The organism is Cupriavidus oxalaticus, assembly GCF_004768545.1.
Taxonomy (GTDB): domain Bacteria; phylum Pseudomonadota; class Gammaproteobacteria; order Burkholderiales; family Burkholderiaceae; genus Cupriavidus; species Cupriavidus oxalaticus_A.
This window is the reverse complement of record NZ_CP038635.1, coordinates 2858577-2883742: the sequence shown is the minus strand read 5'-3', so window position 1 is coordinate 2883742 and position 25166 is coordinate 2858577. Positions and strand designations below refer to the sequence as shown.

The 25166-nt window shown below is 67.6% G+C and carries 24 protein-coding genes and 1 tRNA gene; 16 read left to right on the top strand and 9 right to left on the bottom strand.

What is annotated here, in order from left to right; genetic code table 11:
• Positions 1–3 precede the first annotated feature (3 nt).
• The 7 genes from hutC to hutG all read left to right on the top strand — a co-directional run bounded on the left by hutC (position 4) and on the right by hutG (position 8274).
• Positions 4–762 (top strand): histidine utilization repressor, encoded by a 759-nt coding sequence (gene hutC / locus E0W60_RS24165; RefSeq protein WP_029046008.1) that lies wholly within the window; start codon positions 4–6, stop codon positions 760–762.
• Positions 763–825: 63 nt separating this feature from the next.
• Entirely contained in the window at positions 826–2400 is a 1575-nt protein-coding gene (gene hutH, locus E0W60_RS24160) for a histidine ammonia-lyase (protein ID WP_135705862.1), read from the top strand.
• A gap of 40 nt (positions 2401–2440) precedes the next feature.
• Positions 2441–4141 (top strand): urocanate hydratase, encoded by a 1701-nt coding sequence (gene hutU / locus E0W60_RS24155; protein WP_133092201.1) that lies wholly within the window; start codon positions 2441–2443, stop codon positions 4139–4141.
• Positions 4138–4731 (top strand): HutD/Ves family protein, encoded by a 594-nt coding sequence (locus E0W60_RS24150; protein ID WP_135705861.1) that lies wholly within the window; start codon positions 4138–4140, stop codon positions 4729–4731. The genes hutU and E0W60_RS24150 overlap by 4 nt, the downstream gene beginning before the upstream one ends.
• The gene (gene hutI / locus E0W60_RS24145; RefSeq protein WP_135705860.1) at positions 4728–6002 is read left to right on the top strand and encodes an imidazolonepropionase; all 1275 of its coding nucleotides are present in this window, start codon (positions 4728–4730) and stop codon (positions 6000–6002) included. Before E0W60_RS24150 ends, hutI begins: the two co-directional genes overlap by 4 nt.
• Positions 5999–7405 carry a formimidoylglutamate deiminase gene (locus tag E0W60_RS24140; RefSeq protein ID WP_135705859.1) on the top strand — a complete coding sequence of 469 codons (1407 nt, stop codon included), beginning with the start codon at positions 5999–6001 and terminating at the stop codon, positions 7403–7405. The genes hutI and E0W60_RS24140 overlap by 4 nt, the downstream gene beginning before the upstream one ends.
• 53 nt (positions 7406–7458) lie before the next feature.
• Positions 7459–8274, top strand: a complete 816-nt coding sequence (hutG, locus tag E0W60_RS24135; protein WP_133092197.1) for an N-formylglutamate deformylase — start codon at positions 7459–7461, stop codon at positions 8272–8274.
• A gap of 31 nt (positions 8275–8305) precedes the next feature.
• On the opposite strand, the gene E0W60_RS24130 is transcribed toward hutG, so the two are convergent.
• Positions 8306–9049, bottom strand: coding sequence for a M48 family metallopeptidase (locus E0W60_RS24130; RefSeq protein WP_133092196.1), 744 nt, complete (start codon positions 9047–9049; stop codon positions 8306–8308).
• A gap of 169 nt (positions 9050–9218) precedes the next feature.
• Between E0W60_RS24130 and E0W60_RS24125 the strand changes: the two genes are divergently transcribed.
• Complete coding sequence (locus E0W60_RS24125) at positions 9219–9407, top strand: BrnA antitoxin family protein (protein WP_240745897.1); 189 nt, start codon at positions 9219–9221, stop codon at positions 9405–9407.
• Between the two features lie 55 nt (positions 9408–9462).
• Here the strand turns inward: E0W60_RS24125 and E0W60_RS24120 are convergent.
• Positions 9463–9547 (bottom strand) — tRNA-Leu (locus E0W60_RS24120).
• A 197-nt stretch (positions 9548–9744) separates the two neighbouring features.
• On the opposite strand from E0W60_RS24120, the gene E0W60_RS24115 reads away from it, so the two are divergent.
• Entirely contained in the window at positions 9745–10671 is a 927-nt protein-coding gene (locus E0W60_RS24115; RefSeq protein ID WP_135705858.1) for an alpha/beta hydrolase, read from the top strand.
• Between the two features lie 19 nt (positions 10672–10690).
• Here E0W60_RS24115 and E0W60_RS24110 read toward each other — a convergent pair whose 3' ends face one another.
• From E0W60_RS24110 to E0W60_RS24095, 4 genes are all read right to left on the bottom strand, one after another.
• Positions 10691–11575 (bottom strand): NAD(P)-dependent oxidoreductase, encoded by an 885-nt coding sequence (locus E0W60_RS24110; RefSeq protein ID WP_135705857.1) that lies wholly within the window; start codon positions 11573–11575, stop codon positions 10691–10693.
• A 45-nt stretch (positions 11576–11620) separates the two neighbouring features.
• Positions 11621–12790, bottom strand: a complete 1170-nt coding sequence (locus tag E0W60_RS24105; protein ID WP_133092192.1) for an ABC transporter substrate-binding protein — start codon at positions 12788–12790, stop codon at positions 11621–11623.
• A 65-nt stretch (positions 12791–12855) separates the two neighbouring features.
• On the bottom strand, positions 12856–14019 hold the full coding sequence (locus tag E0W60_RS24100) for a methyltransferase (protein WP_135705856.1): 1164 nt from the start codon (positions 14017–14019) through the stop codon (positions 12856–12858).
• 111 nt (positions 14020–14130) lie between these two features.
• Entirely contained in the window at positions 14131–15072 is a 942-nt protein-coding gene (locus E0W60_RS24095) for a CysB family HTH-type transcriptional regulator (protein ID WP_135705854.1), read from the bottom strand.
• Between the two features lie 165 nt (positions 15073–15237).
• Here E0W60_RS24095 and E0W60_RS24090 point away from each other — a divergent pair, with 165 nt between their 5' ends.
• The 7 genes from E0W60_RS24090 to cobA are packed head-to-tail and all read left to right on the top strand — an operon-like array spanning position 15238 to position 22282.
• Positions 15238–16011: a sulfite exporter TauE/SafE family protein gene (locus tag E0W60_RS24090; protein WP_133092189.1), complete on the top strand. Its 774-nt coding sequence runs from the start codon at positions 15238–15240 to the stop codon at positions 16009–16011.
• 28 nt (positions 16012–16039) lie between these two features.
• Complete coding sequence (locus tag E0W60_RS24085) at positions 16040–17722, top strand: nitrite/sulfite reductase (RefSeq protein WP_133092188.1); 1683 nt, start codon at positions 16040–16042, stop codon at positions 17720–17722.
• Positions 17723–17740: 18 nt separating this feature from the next.
• Positions 17741–18337, top strand: a complete 597-nt coding sequence (locus E0W60_RS24080; protein ID WP_135705852.1) for a DUF934 domain-containing protein — start codon at positions 17741–17743, stop codon at positions 18335–18337.
• Entirely contained in the window at positions 18334–19137 is an 804-nt protein-coding gene (locus E0W60_RS24075; RefSeq protein ID WP_133092186.1) for a phosphoadenylyl-sulfate reductase, read from the top strand. Before E0W60_RS24080 ends, E0W60_RS24075 begins: the two co-directional genes overlap by 4 nt.
• A 13-nt stretch (positions 19138–19150) precedes the next feature.
• Positions 19151–20116 carry a sulfate adenylyltransferase subunit CysD gene (cysD, locus tag E0W60_RS24070; RefSeq protein ID WP_133092185.1) on the top strand — a complete coding sequence of 322 codons (966 nt, stop codon included), beginning with the start codon at positions 19151–19153 and terminating at the stop codon, positions 20114–20116.
• A gap of 21 nt (positions 20117–20137) precedes the next feature.
• Entirely contained in the window at positions 20138–21442 is a 1305-nt protein-coding gene (locus E0W60_RS24065) for a sulfate adenylyltransferase subunit 1 (protein ID WP_135705850.1), read from the top strand.
• A gap of 39 nt (positions 21443–21481) precedes the next feature.
• Positions 21482–22282 carry a uroporphyrinogen-III C-methyltransferase gene (gene cobA, locus E0W60_RS24060; RefSeq protein ID WP_133092183.1) on the top strand — a complete coding sequence of 267 codons (801 nt, stop codon included), beginning with the start codon at positions 21482–21484 and terminating at the stop codon, positions 22280–22282.
• Between the two features lie 85 nt (positions 22283–22367).
• On the opposite strand, the gene E0W60_RS24055 is transcribed toward cobA, so the two are convergent.
• From E0W60_RS24055 to lptF, 3 genes are read right to left on the bottom strand one after another with little or no spacing between them, the layout of a single operon-like run.
• Positions 22368–22766: a sirohydrochlorin chelatase gene (locus tag E0W60_RS24055; RefSeq protein WP_133092182.1), complete on the bottom strand. Its 399-nt coding sequence runs from the start codon at positions 22764–22766 to the stop codon at positions 22368–22370.
• Between the two features lie 8 nt (positions 22767–22774).
• Positions 22775–23944, bottom strand: coding sequence for an LPS export ABC transporter permease LptG (gene lptG, locus E0W60_RS24050; protein WP_133092181.1), 1170 nt, complete (start codon positions 23942–23944; stop codon positions 22775–22777).
• The gene (gene lptF, locus E0W60_RS24045; protein ID WP_133092180.1) at positions 23941–25068 is read right to left on the bottom strand and encodes an LPS export ABC transporter permease LptF; all 1128 of its coding nucleotides are present in this window, start codon (positions 25066–25068) and stop codon (positions 23941–23943) included. The genes lptG and lptF overlap by 4 nt, the downstream gene beginning before the upstream one ends.
• Positions 25069–25166 lie beyond the last annotated feature (98 nt).

Genomic DNA, 25166 nt, shown 5'->3' with positions numbered 1-25166 from the left:
GCCATGAACCACGCCGTCGGCTCCGCCACCCCAGCTTCCTCTCCCACCGCGCTCTACCAGCAGGTGAAGGAGTACATCGCCCGCCAGATCCAGAGCGGCGCGTGGCAGCCGGGCGACCGGGTGCCGTCGGAGCAGGAACTGGTGAACCGCTTCGGCGTCTCGCGCATGACCGTCAACCGGGCCCTGCGCGAGCTGTCGGAGCAGGGGCGGGTGGTGCGCGTCGCCGGCGTCGGCACCTTCGTCGCCGAGCACAAGCCGCAGTCCACGCTGCTGTCGGTGGTTAACCTGCAGGACGAGATCCGCATGCGCGGGCATGACTATGCCTGCGACGTGATCCTGGTCGAGCGGGTGTCGGCGTCGATCGAGGTGGCGGCCGCGCTGGAGCTGCACACCGGAGAGTCCGTGTTCCATTCGGTCTGCGTGCATCGCGAAGATGGCGTGCCGGTGCAGCTGGAAGACCGCTACGTGAACCCGCGCGTGGCGCCGGACTTCATCGGCCAGGACTTCAGCGCGACCCAGCCCGGCGAATACCTGTTGCGCCACGTGCCCTACGATCAGGTAGAGCACGTGGTCGATGCCATTGCCGCCACGCCGGAGCAGGCCGCGCAACTGGAAATGCCGCCAACGCAACCTTGCCTGATGCTGACCCGCCGCACCTGGACCAATGGCGTGCCAGTGACATTCGTTCGTTGCCTGCACCCGGGCAACCGTTACCGCCTCGGCAGCCGATTCCGCGCCGACGGCAATCCCGCTTTCGGCTGATCCGCGCGAGGGTCAGCCATTGCTTCAATTTTTATCCTAAGCTGTATAGACAGGAACATACAAATGACTGCGAGCCAACACGACCAAGCCTCCTGCCCGCTGCTGACCTTGCAGCCGGGCCAAGTCACCCTGGCCGACCTGCGCCGCATCTACCGCGGCGAAGTGCGCGTGGCCATGGCCGATTCCGCCTGGCCCGGCGTGCGCGCCGCGCAGGCCACCGTGCAGGACATCATCGACGCCGACGCCGTGGTCTACGGCATCAATACCGGCTTCGGCAAGCTGGCGCAGACCCGTATCCCCAACGACAAACTGGCGCAGCTGCAGCGCAACCTGGTGCTGTCGCACAGCGTCGGCACCGGCCCGGACCTGGCCGAGGATACGGTGCGCCTGATCCTGGCCACCAAGGCGGTCAGCCTGGCGCGCGGCCATTCCGGCGTGCGTCCGGAATTGATCGAGGCATTGCTGGCGCTGGTCAACCACGGCGTGACGCCGTGCATCCCGGCCAAGGGTTCGGTCGGTGCCTCGGGCGACCTGGCGCCGCTGGCGCATATGTCGTGCACGCTGATCGGCGTGGGCGACGTGCTGGTCGACGGCAAGCGCGTGCCGGCAGCCGAGGGCCTGGCCCGTGCCGGCCTGAAGGCGTTCGAGCTGGGCCCGAAGGAAGGCCTGGCGCTGCTCAACGGCACGCAGGTGTCGACCGCGCTGGCACTGGCCGGCTTGTTTGCCGCCGAAGACACCTTTGCCGCCGGCCTGGTGGCGGGCGCCCTGTCGCTGGAAGCGATCAAGGGCTCGGTCAAGCCGTTCGACGCCCGCATCCATGAAGCCCGCGGCCAGGCCGGCCAGATCGCCGTGGCCGGCGCCGTGCGCGCGATGCTGGATGGCAGCGAGATCGTCGATTCGCACAAAACCTGCGGCCGCGTGCAGGACCCGTATTCGATCCGTTGCCAGCCGCAGGTGATGGGCGCTTGCCTGGACAACCTGCAGCACGCCGCGCGCATCCTGCAGATCGAGGCCAATGCCGCGTCGGACAACCCGCTGGTGTTTTCCGAGCAGGGCGACGTGGTCTCCGGCGGCAACTTCCACGCCGAGCCGGTGGCCTTTGCCGCCGACATCATTGCGCTGGCGATCGCCGAGATCGGTGCGATTTCCGAGCGCCGGCTGGCGCTGCTGCTCGATACCGGCCTGTCGGGCCTGCCGCCGTTCCTGGTGCGCGACGGCGGCCTGAACTCGGGCTTCATGATCGCGCAGGTGACCGCGGCCGCGCTGGCCTCGGAGAACAAGTCGCTGGCGCATCCGTCCAGCGTGGACAGCCTGCCGACCTCGGCCAACCAGGAGGACCATGTGTCGATGGCCACCTACGGCGCGCGCCGGCTGGGCGACATGGCGGCCAACACCGCGGTAGTGGTCGGCATCGAGGCGATGGCAGCGGCGCAGGGTATCGAGTTCCACCGCCCGTTGAAGTCATCGCCGCTGGTGGAGCAGGAACTGGCACGTATCCGTGCGCGGGTGGATTTTGTGGAAGGCGACCGCTACCTGGCGCCGGATATCGAAGCGATGAAGCAGTGGGTGGTGCAGGGGGATGCGGGGGCGGGGTGGCCGCAGGCGGTTCGGGAAATCTTGCCGACCAACGCTGGTTGATTGGAGCGCGTCACAAGCGCCAACGAAGGAGAACAAGCACATGAACGCCAACGAAAGCCAATTCATCCAGCGCGGCCAGCGCGAAATCCGCGCCCCGCATGGCACCCAGCTGCACTGCAAGAACTGGCTGATCGAAGCTGCCTACCGCATGATCCAGAACAACCTGGACCCCGACGTGGCCGAGCGCCCGCAGGACCTGGTGGTGTACGGCGGCATCGGCAAGGCCGCGCGCAACTGGGAATGCTTTGACGCCATCCTCGACAGCCTGCGTCGCCTGGGCGAGGACGAATCGCTGCTGGTGCAGTCGGGCAAGCCGGTCGGCGTGTTCCGCACGCACCCCGACGCGCCGCGCGTGCTGATCGCCAACTCCAACCTGGTGCCGCACTGGGCCACCTGGGACAAGTTCAATGAACTGGACCGCGCCGGCCTGATGATGTATGGCCAGATGACCGCGGGCTCGTGGATCTACATCGGCACGCAGGGCATCGTGCAGGGCACGTATGAGACCTTTGTCGAAGCCGGCCGCCAGCACTACGACGGCGACCTGTCGGGCAAGTGGATCCTGACCGCGGGCCTGGGCGGCATGGGCGGCGCGCAGCCGCTGGCCGGCGTGCTGGCGGGTGCCTGCGTGCTGGCGATCGAGTGCCAGGAATCGCGCATCGACTTCCGCATCCGCACGCGCTACCTCGACAAGAAGGCCACCACGCTGGACGAGGCGCTGGCGATGATCGCCGAGGCCACGGCAAAGAAAGAAGCCATCTCGGTCGGCCTGCTTGGCAATGCCGCCGACATCGTGCCGGAGCTCGCCAAGCGCGCGCAGGCCGGCGGCATGCGTCCGCATATCGTTACCGACCAGACCTCGGCGCACGACCTGGTCAACGGCTACCTGCCGCAAGGCTGGACGGTCGAGCAGTGGGAAGACGCACGCAAGCGCGATCCCAAGTCGGTGGAAGCCGCCGCGCGCCCGTCGATTGTCAAGCACGTGCAGGCCATGCTCGACTTCCAGAAGATGGGCGTGCCGACGGTCGACTACGGCAACAACATCCGCCAGGTGGCGTTCGATGAGGGCGTGCACAATGCCTTCGATTTCCCGGGCTTCGTGCCGGCCTATATCCGCCCGCTGTTTTGCCGCGGCAAGGGCCCGTTCCGCTGGGTCGCGCTGTCGGGCGATCCCGAGGATATCTACAAGACCGACGCCAAGATGAAGGAGCTGTTCCCCGAGGACAAGCACCTGCACCGCTGGCTCGACATGGCGCACGACCGCATCGCCTTCCAGGGCCTGCCGGCGCGTATCTGCTGGGTTGGCCTGGACGAGCGCCACCGCGCCGGCCTGGCCTTCAACGAGATGGTGAAGTCCGGCGAGCTGAAGGCGCCGGTGGTGATCGGCCGCGACCATCTGGACTGCGGCTCGGTGGCGTCGCCCAACCGCGAGACCGAAGCGATGCGCGACGGTTCCGACGCCGTGTCCGACTGGCCGCTGCTGAACGCGCTGCTCAATACCGCCGGCGGCGCCACCTGGGTCAGCCTGCACCATGGAGGTGGCGTGGGCATGGGTTTCTCGCAACACTCCGGCGTGGTGATCGTCTGCGATGGCACCGATGCAGCAGCCAAACGCATCGAGCGCGTACTGTGGAACGACCCGGCCACCGGCGTGATGCGCCATGCCGATGCGGGATACGACATCGCCATCGCATGCGCGCAGGAAAAGGGCCTGAACCTGCCGATGGTGAAGGGCGTATGAGGACGTTCACGCTCGCGGCCATCGACCCGACGCGCTGGAAGAATGGCGGCGGCAACACGCGCGAGATCGCGGTGTGGCCGCCGGGTGCCGGCATGGATGACTTCGTTTGGCGCCTGAGCGTGGCCGATATCGAAGCCGACGGCCCGTTCTCCGCCTTTCCCGGCATCGACCGCCAGATCGTGCTGCTCGACGGTGCCGGTGTTGTGCTGCGCGCCGACGACGGCAGCTTCAGCCATCGGCTGGTCCAGCCCGGCGCACCGTTTGCCTTCTCTGGCGACACCGGCCTGCAGTCGGCATTGCTCGACGGCCCCACGCGCGACTTCAACGTGATGACGCGGCGTGGCCGCTGCCGCGCGCGCGTCGACGCCTTCCGCCAGGGGTTTGCCATCAGCACCGGCGCCGATACCGTTTGCCTGCTTGCCGTGTCCGGCACCTGGCTGGCGCAGGACGCGCAGCCGGCCGTAGCGCTGGACGCGGGGCAGGGCGTGCTGTATCCCGCCGGCGAACCCGCTGGCCGGCAAGCCTTCGCGCCAGGCGCCGGCGACGCGCTGTGCCTGTGTGTCACGCTGGAAATGGAGTCCGATCAATGACGCTGCCTTCCGTACCTGGCACCGCCAGTGCAGCCAATGCTGCCAGCGCCGACGGTGTCTGGCACAACTGCCACCTGTTGCCCGACGCCGACCCGGCGCGCGCCATCCGCGATGCCGCGCTCGTGGTCGAGCAAGGCCGCATTGCCTGGCTTGGCGCCGCGGCAGAATTGCCGCAGTCCTACCGCGACCTGCCGCGCCACGACGCCAACGGCGCGTGGATCACGCCGGGACTGGTCGATTGCCACACGCACCTGGTCTACGGCGGCCAGCGCGCCGACGAGTTCGCGATGCGACTCGCCGGTGCCGGCTATGAAGAAATCGCGCGCGCCGGCGGCGGCATCGTCTCGACCGTGCGCGCCACCCGCGACGCCGACGAAGACACGCTGTTCGCGCAGGCCGCCGCGCGCCTGCAACCGCTGCTCGCCGAAGGCGTGACCGCCATCGAGATCAAGTCCGGCTATGGCCTCAGCCTGGAAGCCGAGCGCAAGCAGCTGCGCGTGGCGCGTCGCCTGGGCGAGCAGTTCGGCGTCGCGGTGCGCACCACCTTCCTCGGCGCGCACGCGCTGCCGCCCGAGTACGCGGGGCGCGCCGACGACTACATCGACCTGGTGTGCGGCAGCATGCTGCCGGCGCTGGCCGAAGAAGGGCTGGTCGACGCCGTCGATGCCTTCTGCGAATCGATCGGCTTCTCGATCGCGCAGACCGAACGCGTTTTCGATGCCGCTGCGCGCCACGGCCTGCGCGTCAAGCTGCACGCCGAGCAGCTCAGCAACCTCGGCGGCGCGGCGCTGGCCGCACGCCATCGCGCACTGTCGGCGGACCATCTCGAGCATCTCGACGAGGCCGGTGTCGCCGCGATGGCGGAAGCCGGCACGGTCGCGGTGCTGCTGCCCGGCGCCTACTATTTCCTGCGCGACACCAACCTGCCGCCGATCGCGCTGTTGCGCCAATACGGCGTGCCGATGGCGATCTCGACCGACCACAACCCCGGCACGTCGCCGGTGACGTCGCTGCTGCTGATGATGAATATGGCCTGCACGCTGTTCCGCCTGACGGTGCCCGAAGCGCTGGCCGGCGTGACCGTGCATGCGGCGCGCGCGCTGGGTGCACCGGAGCGCCACGGCAAGCTGGAAGCGGGGCGAGGGGCTGACTTCGTGCTCTGGCGCGTCGATTCGCCGGCGGAGCTGGCGTACTGGTTCGGCCGCAATCCCGCCTTGACGGTCGTGCGGCAAGGGCGCGTATATCCGGCGCAAGCGGAGGCACAGCCATGAGCGCATCGCAGCTGTTCGCAGACTGGGCCCTGCTGCCCGAAGGCTGGGCGCGCGATGTGCTGCTCGCCTGGGACGAGCAGGGCCGCCTGACCACCGTGCAGGCCGGTGCCGCCGCAAATGCCGGCGTGCCGCGCGCCGCGGGCCCGGTGCTGCCGGGCATGCCCAACCTGCATTCGCACGCATTCCAGCGTGGCTTTGCCGGCCTGACCGAATACCGCAGCCGCCCGCAGGGCGACAATCCCGCCGGCGCCGATTCGTTCTGGAGCTGGCGCACGCTGATGTACCGCTTCGCGCAGCGGATCTCGCCCGACACGCTGGAAGCCATCGCCACCCAGCTCTACATCGAGATGCTGCGCGCAGGCTATACCAGCGTGTGCGAGTTCCACTACGTCCACCACGACGCCGACGGCAAGCCCTACGCCGATGCCGCCGAGATGTCGCTGCGGCTGCTGCGCGCGGCGCAGCGCACCGGCATCGGCATGACGCTGCTGCCGGTGCTGTACCAGACCGCCGGCTTCGGCGGCAAGCCGCCGCTCGCCGAACAGCGCCGCTTCCTGCACAACACCGACGCCATGCTGCGCCTGCTGGAGCGGCTGTCGCCCGTGTGCGCGCAGGCCGGCGCGCGTCTCGGCCTGGCGCCGCATTCGCTGCGCGCTGTGCCCGAAGACAGCCTGCTGCATGCGCTGGCGGGGCTGAAGGCGATCGACGCGCAGGCGCCGGTCCATATCCATATCGCCGAGCAGCAGCGCGAAGTCGACGACTGCATCGCGTGGTCCGGCACGCGCCCGGTGACATGGCTGTTCGATCATGTCGACGTCGACGCGCGCTGGTGCCTGGTGCACGCCACGCACATGGACTGGGACGAGCGCCGGCGCCTCGCGCATAGCGGCGCCGTGGCCGGCATCTGCGCGACCACCGAAGCGAACCTCGGCGATGGCGTGTTCGAGGCGGCGCCTTACCTCGCGCAGCACGGCGCGTGGGGCATCGGCTCGGACAGCCATGCCAGCGTCAGCGTGGCCGAGGAACTGCGCCTGTTCGAATACGGCCAGCGGCTGGGCCTGCAGCAGCGCAACGTGCTGGCCTCGGATACCCACCTGCAGGTGGCCGACCGCCTCTATCTGGAAGCCGTGGCGGGCGGCGCACGCGCCAGTGGCCGCGGCGTGGCCGGGCTGGCGCCTGGCCAGCAGGCGGACTTCGTGGTGCTGGACGGTGCGCACCCGACGCTGACCGGCCTCGACGGCGCCCAGGCGCTGGCCACCCACGTGTTTGCGAACCACGGTCATGAGACACTAGCGGAGGTCCGCACCGCCGGCCGCAGCCGCGTGCAGCATGGCGCGCATGCGCTGCAGTCCGAAGCGGCCCGGCAGTTCATCGCCGCCCGCGCCAGCCTGCTGGCCGACTGATACGCGACAAGTACGCGACAAATACGGGCACCGCCCAACGCATTGCAAAGAACATGTCCTTCTCCACCGATACCCCCGCCTTCACCCTGCATCGCGGCACGCGCCCGCTGCTGGTATCGATGCCGCACGTCGGCACGCACCTGCCGGCTTCGGTCTCTCAGCGCCTTACCGCCGAGGCGCGCACCGTGCCCGATACCGACTGGCACCTGGAACGGCTCTACGGCTTTGCCCGCGAGCTGGGCGCCTCGGTGCTGGTCGCCACGCATTCGCGCTATGTGGTCGACCTGAACCGCCCGCCCGACAATGCCAACTTGTATCCCGGCCAGGACACCACCGGCCTGTGCCCGGTCGACACCTTTGACAAGACGGCGCTTTATGCCGATGGCAGCAACGGCCCCGACGATGCGGAAATCGCCGCACGCCGCGACGCGATCTGGCGCCCATACCATGAAGCGCTGGCGGCGGAACTGGCGCGCCTGAAGGCCGAGCACGGCACCGTCGCCCTGTGGGACGCGCATTCGATCCGCTCGTTGCTGCCGCGCTTCTTCGAAGGCAAGCTGCCGGATTTCAACCTCGGCACGGCCAATGGCGAGAGCTGCGACGCGGGGCTCGCGAACCAGCTGCTCGAGCTGGCGAGCGCGGTGCCCGGCCATACCGCGGTGCTCAACGGCCGCTTCAAGGGCGGCTATATCACGCGCCAGTACGGCAAGCCGCAGGATGGCGTGCACGCGGTGCAGCTCGAGCTGTCGCAGTGTGCGTATATGAGCGAGACATACCCGTTCGCCTACGATGAGGCGCGGTCGGCGGCGCTGCAGCCGGCGCTGCAAGGCATGCTGGCCACGGTGCTCGCGTTCGTCGAATCGCGGTAAGGCGCCAGGCGGGGCGCGTCAGGCAGCGCGCTCAGCGCCCGCCAGCCAGGCGATCTTCGATATGCTTGGCGCGCTCCAGCGAGCCGGGGTGCGTGCTGAGCATGCTCGACTTCCCGCCGTCAAGCTGCGACATCTTGCGGAACGCCGACGCCAGCGCCTGCCGGTTGGCGCCGTTCTTGGTCAGCAAGTTGAAGGAGTAGTCGTCCGCAGCGGTTTCCTGGCGCTGCGAGAACTGTGCATTGACGAACGTCTCCGCCAGATCCCCGATCTGTGAGGACGACAGCGCGGTCAGCGAAGCAATGCCGGTAGATCCCAGCAGGCCGCGCGCAGCGGCGGTGGAGTAGGCCACCTGCATCGCCGCCTTGGTATGGCCCAGCGCCACATGGCCGATCTCGTGTCCGACCACGCCGCGCACCTCGTCGTCGCTGAGGAAGTCCATCAGCCCGCTGTACACGCGCACGCATCCATTGGCCATGGCCCATGCGTTGATGTCCTTGGTCACGTAGACCTTGGCATTGAGCGGCAGCCCGGTATTGCCAAGCCCGTTCATCACATTCGCGAGCCGCCTGGCGTAGGTGCTGTCGGGCGGGGCAATGGTGTTCTTCTGGTCCATTTCCGCGCACGACTGGTCGGACAGCGTCTTGACGTTGGTGTCCGACAGCGTGGCGGCGGTGAACAGGCTGCCGCCTGCCTGGGTCAGGTTTTCCACATTTGCGCCGGCGCAGCCGGCGAGCAGGGCGGCGCAGGCGAGGGCGGGTAGGGTCGGTCGGTTCATGGTGGCTCCTGTTGACGGGATGGCAATGCCATAGGATAGGAAGCCAGGCGCAGGGGCACCAGTGGGCGCTGTCCGACACCTTTCAAGGCTTTAGCCGAAAGGAGTCGCGGGTATAAGTGACGTGATTGGCTGGTGATGCAGAGCTAATTTCGTACGTACAAAAACACTGTTGTCTGACAAGCTCGTCAAGCGAGGGCGCGGCCGTCCGCGCGGTACCACGAAGACAGCCACCACGGTGCGACTCGATGACGATGTCCTGGAAGCCCTGAAGGCGAGCGGGCCACGTTGGCAAACACGGCTCAACGTATTGGTTCGCGATTGGCTGAAAACGCACAAGCTCGACGAAATCGAGGTTTGAGCATGAGCCCCGGGCCGCCCATCATGTGGACGACTGATTGCTTTGGAGGGAAATGTGGTGCCCGGGGTCGGACTCGAACCGACACGCCTTGCGGCGGGGGATTTTGAGTCCCCTGCGTCTACCTGTTTCACCACCCGGGCAGGTGTGACGGCATCGGAACCGATGCCGGGCTGAGCCGGCGATTATGCCGCAATTCCCCCCGGCCGACAACCGGCCGCCGTGGCGATGGTAATGGCCCCGATAACTTGTGCATCGCGATTGCGGTTAGCATCGCCGTCACCGCGTGCATCACCGACGCCGCGCCAAACCAGTCCCGACCCCGCACCCACCGACCGCCATGACCGACCAAGCCTCGCTGGCGAGCCTCGCCAGCCTGCCCTCGCAGGACCCCGTCTTCTACGACCGCGAATACAACAACCGAGCCAATGTGCCGGACAACCCGGCGCATATGGCGCGCTGGGGTGAATGGTCGGCGCGGGTGCGCGAGCGCGGTGGCTTTATCGCGGACCTGGGCTATGCCGATGCAGGCTCGCGGCATCCGCAGGATCAGACGCTGGACTATTTCCCGGCGACGGCGCCAGCGGATGACGGCGCGGCGCCGCCGCTGCTGGTGTTCGTCCACGGCGGCTACTACCGCGCGCTCGACAAGCGCGACCACAGTTTCGTCGCCAGCGTGCTGCCGGCGCTCGGCGTGTCGGTGGCCGTGGTCAATTATTCGCTGGTGCCGTCGGTGACGGTGCCCGACATCGTGCGGCAGGTGCTGCGCAGCGTGGCGTGGCTGTACCGGCAATCCGGCGTGCTGGGACATGACCCGCAACGGCTGTTCGCCGCCGGGCATTCCGTCGGCGGCCACCTGGTGGCGATGCTGATGGCGGCACGCTGGCCGCAATTGGCGCCAGACCTGCCCGCGGACCTGGTCCGGGGCGGGCTCTCGGTCAGCGGGCTGTACGACATGGAGCCGCTGCGCCGCGCCGCGTTCCTGCAATGCGACCTGCGGCTATCGGAAGACGATGTGACGCGGTTGTCGCCGGCGTACATGGCGCCAGCCACCGCCGCGCCGCTGGCGCTCGCCGTGGGCGAGCTGGAAGCGGCCGAATACCACCGCCAACATGCGCTGATGCGGGCGGCGTGGCCCGCCAATGTCGGCAGTCCGGCAGCGAGCGATCTCGTGCTGCCGGGCTGCCATCACTTCAATGTGCTCGACGGCTTCAATGATGCCGACAGCGCGCTGGTACGCGCCGTCCTGCGCCTGACAGGCACCTGAGCAGGCACCTGAGCGGCCCTCAGCCCTCCAGCACGCGCAGCAGCGACGAGGTATCGTCCTTGCCCCAGCCGTTGGCCATCAGCGTGCGCAGCTGCGCCGAGGTGGCCTGCATCGCCGGCAGGTCCAGGCCGATTTCCTCGGCGATAGCGCGCGCCAGCCCGAAGTCCTTGTCGTGCAGCCGCGCCTCGATGCCGGCGGCGAAATTGCGCGACACCATCTTGGGCCCCATCAGGTCGAGCATGCGGCTGCCCGCCATGCCCGTCGACATGGCCTGCAGCACGCGGCCGGTATCGACGTTCTGCGCCGAGGCAAAGCGCATGGCTTCGGCGATGCCTTCGATATTGACCACCTGCGCGATCTGGTTGCACAGCTTGGCGACCTGGCCGGCGCCGTTGTCGCCGATATGCGTGATGGTCGTGCCCAGCAGCTCCAGCAGCGGCAGCACGCGTTCCAGAACGTCGAGCTTGCCGCCGACCATGATGGTCAGCTTGCCGGACGCGGCGGCCATGGTGCCGCCGGAGACCGGGCAGTCGAGCGCCTCGAGGCCGCGCTCGGCCAGTGCCGCGGCGATCTCGCGCGTGACCACCGGCGAGATGGTGCTGTGGTCGACGCATACCGTGCCGGGGGCCGCGCCGTGGATCACGCCTTGCTCGCCCAGCAGCACTTCGCGCACGTCTTCGGACGAGGTCACGTTGGTGAAGACGACGCTGGCGCCGCGCGCGGCCTCGGCGGGCGTGAAGAACGGCTCCGCACCCATGGCGCGCGCCGCTTCGGCGGCCTCGGGGCGGCGCACGAAGGCGCGCACGGTGTGGCCGGCGGCCAGCAGGTGGCGGACCATGTGCGAGCCCATGGCGCCCAGGCCGATGAAGGCAACGGTGACGGAAGGAGTGGAAGTGGTGGTCATGATGCGATGCTTCCTTTCAGAAGGCCGGGTTCGGCGGGCGCTGGGCTACTTGTCGCCCGCATAGGCGAACTTGCCGTTGCGGATCACCCCCATCACGCGCGAACGCTGGTCGAAGCCCTGGTGGTCCTTCGCGTTCAGGTTCAGCACGCCGTTGGGGATGGTGAGATTGGTGGTGGATTCGAGCGCGTCGCGCATGGCGGCGCGGAATTCGCGCGTGCCGGGCTGGGCGCCGGTCTTGAGCGCGCGGCGCGCGGCATCGTCCAGCAGCAGCCACGCGCCCCAGGCGTCGCCGGCAAACTGCGTCACGCTGTCGGCGCCGTACTTGCCCTCGTAGCGGTTGACGAAGTCCAGCGCGACCTTGCGCACGGGGTGGTTCTCGGGCAGCTGGCGCGCGACCACGACCGGGCCGGTCGGGAACAGCGTGCCTTCCACGTCCTTGCCGCCCATGCGCAGGAATTCCCAGGTGGCGATGCCGTGGGTCTGGTAGACCTTGCCCTTGTAGCCGCGCTCGCCCAGCGTCTTCTGCGGCAGCACCGAGGGCGTGCCGGCGCCGGCGATCAGCACGGCGTCGGGGTTTGCCGCCATCAGCTTGAGCACCTGGCCGGTCACCGAAGTATCGTTGCGCGAGAAGCGCTCGTTGGCGACGACCTTGATCTTGCGCACTTCGGCCAGCCTGGAGAACTCGCGCCACCAGCTTTCGCCATAGGCGTCGGCAAAGCCGATGAAGCCGACCGTCCTGATGCCGTGGTTGCTCATGTACTCCGTCAGCACGGTCGCCATGTGCGAGTCGTTCTGCGGCATCTTGAAGGCCCAGCGGCGCTTGGCGTCGGTCTGCGGCTCGACGATCGACGCCGACGCGGCCAGCGCCACCATCGGCGTCTCGCCCTCGGACACGGCGTCGAGCGCGGCCAGCGCAGTCGGCGTGATATTGGGGCCGACGATCACGTCGACCTTTTCCTCGGAAATCAGCTTGCGCACATTGCGCACCGCCGCGGCCGGGTCGGAGCCGTCGTCCAGGATCACGTAGTGCGCCTTCTGGCCGCCCAGCGTCTGCGGCCACATCAGCACGGTGTTCTTGGAGGGGATGCCGATCGAGGCCGCCGGCCCGGTGGTGGACACGTCGATGCCGACGCGGATATCGGCCAGCGCGGCGGCGCTGGCGCCAAGCAGGGTGGAAAGTACGATGGCGGGCAGCAGGCGGGGCAACTTCGGCATTTGTCTCCTCCAGTCTTATTTGTGACGGGAAGGATAGCCGAACTCCGCCTGCAAGGGCACGCGCGTCAGCGCACGCCCAGGCGCCACAGCGAAGTCACCTCGGCCGAGCGCGCCGCATGCAGCGGATCGCTGGGGTCCGCGGCGCGCGGATGACGCGGGCGGATATCGGAGCGGCCCAGCACCTTCAGCCCGGCGGCCTCGATCCAGCCTTCGAGCTGCTCGCGCGGGCGCAGGCCCAGGTGCTCCGCCAGGTCGGATAGCAAGAGCCAGCCTTCGCCGCCGGGTTCCAGGTGGGCGGCCAGCCCATCGAGGAAGCCGTGCAGCATGGCGCTGTCCGGATCGTAGACGGCGCGCTCGACCGGCGAGCTGGGCCGGGCCGGCACCCACGGCGGGTTGCACACCACCAGCGGCGCACGGCCTTCCGGGAACAGGTCGGCCTGCACGATCTCGACGGCGCCGGCATAGCCGAGCTGGCCGATGTTCTCGCGTGCGCAGGCCAGCGCACGCGGGTCCTGGTCGGTGGCGACGATGCGCTGCACGCCGCGCCGGGCCAGCACCGCGGCCAGCACGCCGGTGCCGGTGCCGATGTCGAAGGCCAGCGTTTTCGACGGCAGCGGCTCGGCGGCGACCAGGTCGACATACTCGCCTCGCACCGGCGAGAACACGCCGTACCAGGGATGGATGCGGTCTTCCAGCGCCGGGATTTCCACGCCTTTCCTGCGCCATTCATAGGCGCCGATCATGCCCAGCAGCTCTCGCAGCGACGCCACATAGGGCTCGCCCGCCGGACCGTAGACCTGCTCGCAAGCTTCGCGGACATCGGGCGCGCGGCGCAGCGGCACGCTGTGGTCGGCCTCGAACGGCAGCAGCAGCATGCCCAGCGTGCGGGCGCGCTGCGACTGCGCCAGCCGGTGCAGGTGGAACGCCTCGGTGGCGGAGCCGGGCGCGCCCTTGGCCTTCTGGCCTGGCCGGCTGGCCTTCTTGGGCTTGCGCTCGGTGCGCCGCGCCATGGCGTTGAGCAGCTGGCGCGCGTTCTGGAAGTCGCCGCGCCACAGCAGGGCAGTGCCCTCGCAGGCTAGCCGGTAGGCGGTGTCGGCGCTGGTGGTGTCGTCGGCGACCACCACGCGGCGCGGCGGCGGGTTGCCGGCCTCGGAGCGCCAGGCGGCGCTGCGCTCGGTGCCGTCCTCGGTCCAGTGGATGCGGGGCAGTTCGCTGGTGGCTTCGCTCATGGGTTCGCTCATGGGTTTGCTCACAGCGCCTCCGGCCGGCGCGGCGTGACGGATTGGGAATGCATATTGGGTTCTGCTTCTTATATAGAGAGAGGCGGCGGGCTGCCGCGCTCAGAGTTCGTAGGCTTCGTGCTCGCCCGACATGGCCTGTTCGACCAGCTTGCGGTTCAGCGTCGGCGAGAACAGCTCGATAAAGGTGTAGACAAAGCTGCGCAGGTAGGCCCCCTGCTTGACCGCCAGGTGCGTCACATTGCTGCCGAACAGGTGCCCGGCCGAAATCCCGCGCAGGTTTCGGTCGCGCTCGGCATCATAGGCCACGCCGGCGACGATGCCCACGCCCAGGCCGATCTCCACGTAGGTCTTGATCACGTCGGCGTCGATCGCCTCGAGCACGATGTCCGGCTTCAGGTGGCGCAGCTCGAAGGCCTTGTCGATCTTGGGCCGGCCGGCAAAGTTGGGATCGTAGGTGATCAGCGGGTAGCCCATCAGGTCTTCCAGCGCCAGGTGCTTCTTGTCCAGCAGCGGATGATCGGGTGGCGTAATCACCATATGTGTCCACTGGTAACCCGGCAGCGACACCAGGTTCTTGTCGTCGGTGATGCCTTCCGTGGCGATCCCGATATCGGCCTGGTCATGCAGCAGCATGTCGGCGATCTGCGCCGGGTTGCCCTGCTGGATCGACAGCCGCACCTTGGGGTAGCGCTTGGTGAACTCGCCGATCACCCGCGGCAGCGCGTAGCGCGCCTGGGTATGGGTGGTGGCAATGGTGAAGTTGCCCTGGTCCTGCGCGGCATAGTCCATGCCGACCCGCTTCAGGCTCTCGACCTCCTGCAGGATCTTCTCGACCGAGGTCAGGATCCGCCGCCCGGGCTCGGTCAGGCTGCGGATGCGCTTGCCATGGCGCGTGAAGATATCGACACCCAGCTCTTCTTCCAGCTCGATGATGGCCTTGGACACGCCGGGTTGTGACGTATAGAGCGCTTTAGCGGCTTCGGTCAGGTTGTAGTTCTGCCGGACGGCCTCGCGCACGAAGCGAAACTGGTGCAGGTTCATATAACTCGGGTCGTATAAACAAACAACTTCTTATTAGTTTGAGGTATGAGGCCAGTTTATTACGATTCTCGAACTTTGTTAATGAACGTCCTGCCCTCAGTGCGTCCGCTCGCAGCCCCCGGATTGTGATGCGAGCCTCACGGGCCAGGGCCCACCGAGTCCCTCATGTCGCTGGCCTATACCGTTTCCGGTCTGTTTGTAGGCGTCCTCGTCGGTCTGACCGGCGTGGGTGGGGGCTCGTTGATGACGCCGCTGCTGACGCTGCTGTTCGGCTTTTCGCCGGCGACCGCTGTCGGCACCGACCTGGCCTTCGCGGCCATCACCAAGGGTTTCGGCACTATCGCGCACCGTGCCCACGGCCATGTGCAGTGGCAGGTAGTGCGGCGCCTGTGCATCGGCAGCCTGCCGGCGGCGGTCGTGGCGATCCTGGTGCTCAAGAGCGCCGGCGAGCTCAACGCCCAGTGGCTGCACGCGATCCGCGTGACCATCGGCGTGTCGGTGCTGCTGACCGTATTGTCGCTGCTGTTCCGCAAGCAGATGCTGGCCTGGCTCGAGCGCAACCCGCGCTTCCAGCTGCACGGCCGCACCCAGGTCATCGCCACCATCGTGGTCGGCGCGGTCATCGGCGTGCTTGTGACGGTGTCGTCGATCGGCGCCGGCGCGGTTGGCGCCACGCTGATCCTGCTGCTGTATCCCCATATGAAGCCGGCCGAAGTCGCCGGCACCGATATCGCCTACGCCGTCCCGCTGACGGCGCTGGCCGGGCTGGGCCACGTGTGGCTCGGCACCGTCAACTGGAATTTGCTGCTGGCGCTGCTGGTGGGTTCGATCCCCGGCATCTGGCTGGGCGCGCAACTGTCGCGGGCGCTGCCCGAACGGCTGGTGCGTGCCGCCCTGGCGACCACGCTGACGCTGGTCGCCATCAAGCTCGTTTCCTGAATTCAACGAATACTGAACGGACCCCGCCATGTATCAGTACGACCAATACGACCAGCGCATCGTCAACGAGCGCGTCGCCCAGTTCCGTGACCAGGTGCGCCGCCGCCTGTCGGACGAGCTGACCGAGGAAGAATTCCTGCCGCTGCGCCTGCAGAACGGCCTGTACATGCAGCGCCATGCCTACATGCTGCGCGTGGCGATCCCGTACGGCCTGCTGTCGTCGACGCAGCTGCGCAAGCTGGCTCACATCGCGCGCGAATACGACCGCGGCTATGGCCACTTCTCCACCCGCCAGAACATCCAGTACAACTGGATGGAGCTGGAGCGCGTGCCCGACGTGCTGGCCGAGCTGGCCAGCGTCGAGATGCACGGCATCCAGACCTCGGGCAACTGCGTGCGCAACATCACTACCGACCACTTCGCCGGCGTTGCGCCGGACGAGTCGGTGGACCCGCGCGTGCTGGCCGAACTGCTGCGCCAGTGGAGCACGTTCCAGCCGGAATTCGCCTTCCTGCCGCGCAAGTTCAAGATCGCGATCTCGGCCTCGAAGGATGACCGCGCCGTGGTGCAGATGCATGACATCGGCATCTACGCCTACAAGAATGCCGACGGCGAAACGCGCCTGCGCATCCTGGCCGGTGGCGGCCTGGGCCGCACCCCGATCCTGGGCTCGGTGATCAAGGAAGACCTGCCGTGGCAGCACATGCTGACCTACGTCGAGTCGGCCATCCGCGTGTACAACCGCTATGGCCGCCGCGACAACAAGTACAAGGCCCGCATCAAGATCCTGGTGAAGGCCATCGGCGTGGAGAAGTTCGCGCAGGAAGTCGAGGAAGAATGGCAGCACAGCAAGGACGGCCCGGCCACGCTGACGCAGGTCGAGTTCGACCGCGTGGCCCAGTACTTCACGCCGCCCGCGTATGAAAAGCTGGCCGACACCGACGCCTCGTACGAAAACCACCTGCTGGAAGACAAGGCGTTCGCGCGCTGGGTCAGCCGCAGCGTGCACGGCCACAAGGTGCCGGGCTACGCCGCGGTGACGCTGTCGACCAAGCCGGGCCTGGCCTCGCCCCCGGGAGATGCCACCGACGCGCAGATGGAAGCCGTGGCGGACTTCGCCGACCAGTTCGGCTTCGGCGAGCTGCGCGTGGCGCACGAGCAGAACCTGGTGCTGCCGGACGTGAAGAAGCAGGACCTGTACGCACTGTGGCAATTGGCGAAGAAGGCTGGCCTGGCCACCCCGAACATCGGCCTGCTGACCGACATCATTGCCTGCCCGGGCGGCGACTTCTGCTCGCTGGCCAACGCCAAGTCGATCCCCATCGCGCAGGCGATCCAGGACCGTTTCGATGACCTCGACTACGTCTACGACCTGGGCGAGATCTCACTGAACATCTCGGGCTGCATCAACGCCTGCGGCCACCACCACGTCGGCAACATCGGCGTGCTGGGCGTCGACAAGGACGGTTCGGAGTGGTACCAGGTCACGCTGGGCGGCGCGCAGGGCAACCAGACCGCGCTGGGCAAGGTGATCGGCCCGTCGTTCAGCGCCGAGGAAATGCCCGAGGTCGTGACCCGCATCATCGACACCTTCGTGGCCAACCGCATCGAAGACGAACGCTTTATCGAAACCCTGTCCCGCATCGGCATCGCCCCGTTCAAGGAGCGCGTCTATGCCGACAAGCAGCCGCGCGAGCGCGCCGAAGCCTGAGGACCGGAGAGACTGAACATGGCAAAGATCATTCAACTGCAACGCCAGGATGCAACGGGCAGTGCGAACGTCACCCCGGTGATCGTCGAAGACAACTGGACCGTGCTGCGCGCCACTGAAGAGCAACCGCTGACCGAAGAGCGCATCGCCGCCGCAGTGCAAAGCCAGGACGCCGTGCTGTTCCCGCTGTCGGTGTGGAAGGCCAATGAAGCGCTGCTGGCCGGCCGCGACGCGGCCCGCACCGGCGTGTGGCTGGCGCCGGAAGACGAGCCGGGCGATGCCGCCGCGTACTTCGACCGCGTGTCGCTGGTAGCGGTGGACTTCCCGGTGTTCCGCGACGGCCGCGGCTTCTCCGCGGCCTACCTGCTGCGCACCCGCTACAAGTGGGAAGGCCAGCTGCGCGCCGTCGGCGACGTGCTGCGCGACCAGCTCAACTTCATGAAGCGCTGCGGCTTCGATGCCTTCGCGGTCCGCGCCGACAAGAACATCGACGACGCCATCAAGGGCTTCACCGAGTTCACCGTGACCTACCAGGCTTCGGTCGACGAGCCGCTGCCGCTGTTCCGCCGTGCCCGCACCGAAGGCGGCGCCGTGCAGCCGAAGGCGACGGCATGAGCACGGTGCTGAGCGATATCGCGGTGGTCGATGCCAGTGCGGTGTCGGGACTGCGGCCGCCCGCGCTGTGGGTGGCGCCGGAATACACCGGCAGCATCGAAGCGCTGGAACAGAAGGAGCGCGAGCTGGGCGAGCGCCTGGCCGGCATCGCCGCGCGTTTCTACCGCGCGCGCTTTGCCTCCAGCCTGGCTGCCGAAGACATGGTGCTGACCGATGCCATCCTGCGCGGCACCCCCGCCGTGCGCGCCGGCATCCGCGTCTTCACGCTGCAGACCGGGCGCCTGCACGCCGAGACGCTGGCGGTGCTCGACAAGGTGCAGTCGCACTACGGCTATAGCATCGAGCAATACACGCCGGACGCCGAGGCGGTCGAGAACTACCTGAAGAAGCACGGCCTGAACGCCTTCTACGACAGCATCGACCTGCGCAAGGAATGCTGCGGCATCCGCAAGGTCGAGCCGCTCAACCGCGCGCTGTCGCACGCCGACGCCTGGCTGACCGGCCAGCGCCGCGAGCAGGCCGTGACGCGCGCCGAGCTGCCGTTCGAGGAAATGGACGACGCCCGCGGCATCCCCAAGTTCAATCCGCTGGCGGACTGGAGCGAGGCCGAGGTGTGGGCCTACCTGAAGCGCCACGACGTGCCGGTCAACGACCTGCACGCCAAGGGCTATCCCAGCATCGGCTGCGAACCCTGTACGCGTGCGGTACGCGCGGGCGAGGATGTGCGCGCGGGACGCTGGTGGTGGGAGAGCAAGGACTCGAAAGAGTGCGGGCTCCACGAACAGAACATCAAGCATTGAGGCCGGTACAAAAATGGGCATCATGAACGACATCGCAGAAGCCACCTCCAGTGTGGCGCACCTGTTGCAGGTACAGAACGACCATCTCGACCGCCTCGAAGCGGAATCGATCTACATCATCCGCGAGGTGGTGGCCGAGTGCCGCAACCCGGCGCTGCTGTTCTCCGGCGGCAAGGACTCGATCGTGATGCTGCACCTGGCGCTGAAGGCCTTCCGCCTGGGCGACCGCAAGATCGAGCTGCCGTTCCCGCTGGTGCATATCGACACCGGCCACAACTACCCGGAAGTGATCGAGTTCCGCGACCAGCGCGTGGCCGAACTGGGTGCGCGCCTGGTGGTGGGCCATGTGGAAGACTCGATCAAGCGTGGCACCGTGCGCCTGCGCAAGGAAACCGATTCGCGCAACGCGGCGCAGGCCGTGACGCTGCTGGAAACCATCGAGGCGCACAAGTTCGACGCGCTGATGGGCGGCGCCCGCCGCGACGAAGAGAAGGCCCGCGCCAAGGAACGCATCTTCTCGTTCCGCGACGAGTTCGGCCAGTGGGACCCGAAGGCCCAGCGCCCCGAGCTGTGGAGCCTGTACAACGCCCGCATGGCGCAGGGCGAGCAGATGCGCGTGTTCCCGATCTCGAACTGGACCGAGCTGGACGTGTGGCAGTACATCGCCCGCGAAAACCTGGCGCTGCCGCCGATCTACTACGCGCACCAGCGCGAAGTGGTGCGCAAGAACGGCCTGCTGGTGCCGGTCACGCCGATCACGCCCAAGCAGGACGGCGACGTCAGCGAAGTGCTGTCGGTGCGCTTCCGCACCGTCGGCGACATCAGCTGCACCTGCCCGGTGGCCAGCGTTGCCGATTCGCCGGAAGCGATCATCGCCGAGACCGCGGTGACCGAGATCACCGAGCGCGGCGCCACCCGCATGGACGACCAGACGAGCGAAGCCTCGATGGAGCGCCGCAAGAAGGAAGGCTACTTCTAAGCCGCAGCAAAGGATTCAGACATGACTCACCAAGCAACTCATCAAGGCCTGCTGCGCTTCATCACCGCCGGCTCCGTCGACGACGGCAAGAGCACGCTGATCGGCCGCCTGCTGTACGACAGCAAGGCCGTGCTGTCCGACCAGCTGACCGCGCTGGCCAACGCCAAGAACAAGCGCACCGCCGGCGAGCAGATCGACTTCTCGCTGCTGACCGACGGCCTGGAAGCCGAGCGCGAGCAGGGCATCACCATCGACGTGGCCTACCGCTACTTCTCGACCGCGCGCCGCAAGTTCATCATCGCGGATACGCCGGGCCACGAGCAGTACACCCGCAACATGGTCACCGGCGCCTCCACCGCGCATGCGGCCATCGTGCTGGTCGATGCCACGCGCGTCACCGTCAATGACGGCCGCGCCGAACTGCTGGCGCAGACCAAGCGCCACTCGGCGATCCTGAAGCTGCTGGAAATCCAGCACGTGATCGTCGCCGTCAACAAGATGGACCTGGTTGATTACAGCGAGCAGCGCTTCAACGAGATCCGCACCGCCTATACCGAACTGGCCGAGCAACTGGGCCTGAAGGACGTGCGCTATGTGCCGGTCTCCGCGCTGCGCGGCGACAACATCGTGCACGAGAGCGACGCCATGCCGTGGTACCAGGGCGAGCCGCTGCTGCCGCTGCTGGAAGAGCTGCCGGTGGAAGAAGCCGCGCCCGAGGATGACGCCGCGCTGCGCTTCCCGGTGCAGCTGGTGATCCGCCAGGACGGTTCGCAATCGGACGATTTCCGCGGCTATGCCGGCCGCGTGGAAGCCGGCACCGTGCGCGTCGGCCAGAAGCTGCGCGTGCTGCCCGCCAACCGCGAAGCGGTGGTGGCCGAAGTGCTGACACCGAATGGCGCCGCTGAATCGGCCAACGTCGGCGACACCGTCACCGTGCGCCTGGCCGAGGACGTCGATGTATCACGCGGTGACATGTTCGTTGCCGCCGATGCGACGGCGGCTTCCGCCAAGAAGCTGCAGGCCGACCTGTGCTGGTTCGACGACGAGTCGCTGAACCCGTCGCGCAAGTACGTGCTCAAGCACACCACGGCCAGCGTGTTCGCGCGCGTGTCGGCGGTGGACCGCGTGCTGGACGTGCACACGCTGTCGCACGAGACCGGCCGCCACGACGTCCGCCTGAACGATATCGGTTCGGTGCAGATCTCGCTGCAGAAGCCGATCGTGTGCGATGCCTACGGCGATAATCCGGCAACGGGCGCCTTCGTGCTGATCGACGAGGCGACCAACCACACGGTGGCCGCAGGCATGATCCGTGCGTTCTCCTGATCGGTAATCAACAGGAACACGGCGGACGAGGGGCTGGAGATGGGCAAGCAGGCACGGAAGACTTACGGCAAGGTGTACCTCATCGGGGCAGGCCCCGGTGCGGCAGACCTCATTACGGTGCGTGGTGCACGGCTTTTGGGCGAAGCCCAGGTGGTGCTGCACGATGCACTGGTGTCGCCGGAGATGCTGGCCTGGTGTCCGCAGGCGGAACTGGTCGAAGTCGGCAAGCGCTGCGGCCAGCGCTCCACCGCGCAGCTGTTCATCAACCGGCAGATCGTCGACCTGGCCGGCAAGTACGAGCGCGTGGTGCGCCTGAAGGGCGGCGACCCGATGCTGTTCGGCCGCGCCGACGAGGAACTGCAGGCGCTGGAAGCGGCCGGCATCGAATATGAGGTGGTGCCCGGCATCACCGCGGCGCTGGCGGCCGCGTCGGCCATCGGCAAGCCGCTGACCAGGCGCGGCGTGTCGCGCAGCGTGGCGTTTGCCACGCAGGCCAAGGCGGCGGACGGCGAGGGTTCGCCCGATATCGAAGCCGCGGTCAGGGCCGACACGCTGGTCTACTACATGGGCCGCGACCAGGCCGCCTCGATCGCCGCGCAACTGATCGCGCACGGCAAGCCCGCGTCGACGCCGGCATGGGTGGTGGAAGCCGCCACCACGCCGCGCCAGCGCAGCCGCGAGTTCACGCTCGGCCAGATGGCGGCCGGGGAAGCGGCGGCATGGATTGACCCGGTGCAACCCAGCTTGCTGATGATCGGCGCCGCGCTGGCCGCGCGCGCGACGGAGGCGCCGCGGGAGGACGTGGGCGTGACTGAAGTGCGCACGCCGCGCGCTGCCTGAGCCACAAGCGCACGCCAGAATGACAAAGCCCCGTGCCGGTATGCCGGCACGGGGCTTTTTTCATTGATTCGAGGCAAGGTGCCGCTCAGGGCTGTGCGCGATCCGCGCCCGGCAGCGACGCCATGCAGTAAGCCGCGATCGCATCCAGCACCGCATCGGACTCGCCGACCGCGGCCGCGCAGTGAAGCTGCAGGCCAGGATGGGCCTGCCGGCACTGGTCGAGAAGGGCAGGCAGGTCGCGCCGGATATGGCCGCCCTGGCCAAAGAACACCGGCACCACGGTGACCTCGGCCACGCCGCCCGCGGCAAGTTCCGCCAGCGTATCCGGCAGCAGGGGCGACATCAGTTCCAGGAACGACAGCCGCACTTCGCAGCCGGGCAGGGCGGCAACCAGCTTCTGCTGCAGCCGCTCGAACGGCTCGCGCCAGCGCGCATCGCGCGCGCCGTGTGCGAACAGGACCAGGGCACGACCGGAAGCTGCCATGGCCGTCCTCAGTGCCGGTCGACCCAGCGCAGCGCCAGCAGCGCCACCGTCAGGTAAAGCGTGCCTGGCACCAGCGCGGAGATGATCGGCGGCCAGGTATGCAGCAGGCCGACGTGCGAGAACAGCGTATTCGACAGGTGGAACGACAGCCCCAGCATGATGCCGCCGAACACCTTCACGCCCACCGCCCCGGCACGCGCGTGCAGGTAGGCAAAGGGCAGGGCCAGCGCCACCATCACGAACAGCGTCAGCGGGTAGATCACCTTTTTCCAGAACGCGATCTCGTAGCGCTGCGTGTCCTGCTTGTTGTCGCGCAGGTGGCGGATATAGCGGAACAGGTCCAGCGTCGACATCCGCTCCGGCGTCACCAGCAGCACCGACAGGATCTGCGGTGTCAGCTCCGAGTGCATCGCCACGCGCGGGAATTTGAGCTGCTCGGCGCGGAAATCCGGCGCCAGTGCATCACGCGGCGGCGCGGGCTTGGCCGGATCGGCCTGCGGCATCAGCTCGGTAAAGCGCGTCTCGCTGACCCCTTGCAGTTCCCACGCCTGGCCGCCCTGGTAGCGGCCTTCGTTGGCCACGCGGATCACGCGCAGGCGGTATTGCGGGTCGAATTCGTAGATGGTGATGCCGGTGATGGTCTGGTCCGGGCGCAGCCCCGCCACGTTGACGAAGCGGGTGATCTCGCCGCCGCCGGCCGGATCCTGGTCGCGGTCCTTGACCCAGACGCCGGAACGGAAGCCCGCCGATACCGTCGCGCCGATCGCCTCGAGCTTGAGCTTCTGCGCATACTGCTCCGCGCGCGGGCCGATGAACTCGCCGAAGAGAAAGGTCACGATCGCCAGCGGCACCGCCAGCTTGAACAGCGAGAACAGCGCCTGCCGCGTATTCAGGCCGGCGACACGGAAGATGGTGAACTCGGACTGGCTGGCCAGCTGCGAGAACACGTAGATCGCACTGATCAGCACCGCGATCGGCAGCACCTCGTAGACCCGGGTAGGGGCCTGCAGCAGCACGTGGAACAGCGCCACCAGCGAGGTGTACTGGGCGTTGACGTTCTCCAGCTCGTTGAGCATGTCGAAGAACACGAACAGCGACAGCACCGCGAACAGGATGAAGGCGAACACGCTATAGACCAGCCGCCCGAAGTAGCGTTCATAGACGCGCAGGATCCTCATGCCTGGCTCCCGCTGGTGGCGGCATTGCGCCGTTTCAGGCCGAACACGGCGCGCCAGCCGCCCAGGCTGCGGTTCTGCCGGTAGCGGAACAGCATCAGCGCCCCCAGGAACACCGTCAGGTGGATCGGCCACCAGGCCAGCCAGAACGGCACCGAGCCGTTGCGCACCCAGGACTGCGTCAGGTTGACCAGGTTGCTGTAGGTCAGGTAGATCAGCACCGCGAACACCAGCGGGGTATAGCGGCCCAGGCGCGGGTTCACATAGGCCAGGGGGATCGCGATCATCACGAAGTTAAACGCCAGGATCGGCAGCGAGATACGCCAGATCAGCTCGCCCAGGTTCTCGCGCGTGGGGTTGCGGATCAGCTCGATGGTGTCGCGGCTCTTGGGCGGCAACTTGGCCTCGGACTCGGGCGGCTTGCTGTCCACCTTGACCGCGTAGCGTTCGAACTCGACGATGCGGTAGTCGATCTGGCCGGGCGTGCCGGAATAGCGGCGGCCGTTCTCCATCACCACCAGGCGGTCGCCATTGGGCATGGTCTCGAACTTGCCCTGGTGCGCCAGCGCCACGCCGATCTTGTCGGCCTCGGCATTGGCGACGAAGACATTGCGCGCGAACTTCATGCCGGGGTCCATGCCCTCGATGAACAGCACGTAGTTGGCCTTGGCCGGCTCGATGAAGCGGCCGGCGGCGATCATCGACATCACCCCGCGCTGCTCGAAGCGGTCGCGGAACAGCGCGCTCTGCTGGTTGGCCCACGGCCACGCGAACATGCCCAGCAGCAGCGCCAGCACGATGAACGGCGCGGCGAACTGCAGCACCGGCTTGACCAGGTCGCGCAGCGAGATGCCGGCCGAGAACCACACCACCATCTCCGAATCCTTGTACCAGCGCGTGAGCACGATCAGGGTCGAGATAAACAGGGTGGCCGACAGCAGGATGGACAGGTAGCCGATGGTGGCCAGGCCGATCAGCATCAGCACGTCGTTGGGACTGGCCTTGCCGTTGGCGGCCAATCCCAGGATGCGGATCACGAGCGACGTGAGCATGAAGGTCAGCATCACCAGGAACACCGCCCCGGCGGTGTAGGCGAGCTCGCGTCGCAGGGCTTGTTGAAGGATCATGCGGGTTCGGTTCCGGGCTGCCGGCCGGAGCGGGCGATGTGCCGTGCGAGGTGCCTGGCAGAACAGCGGGCTGGCAGCACAACTGGCTGTCAGCGTGG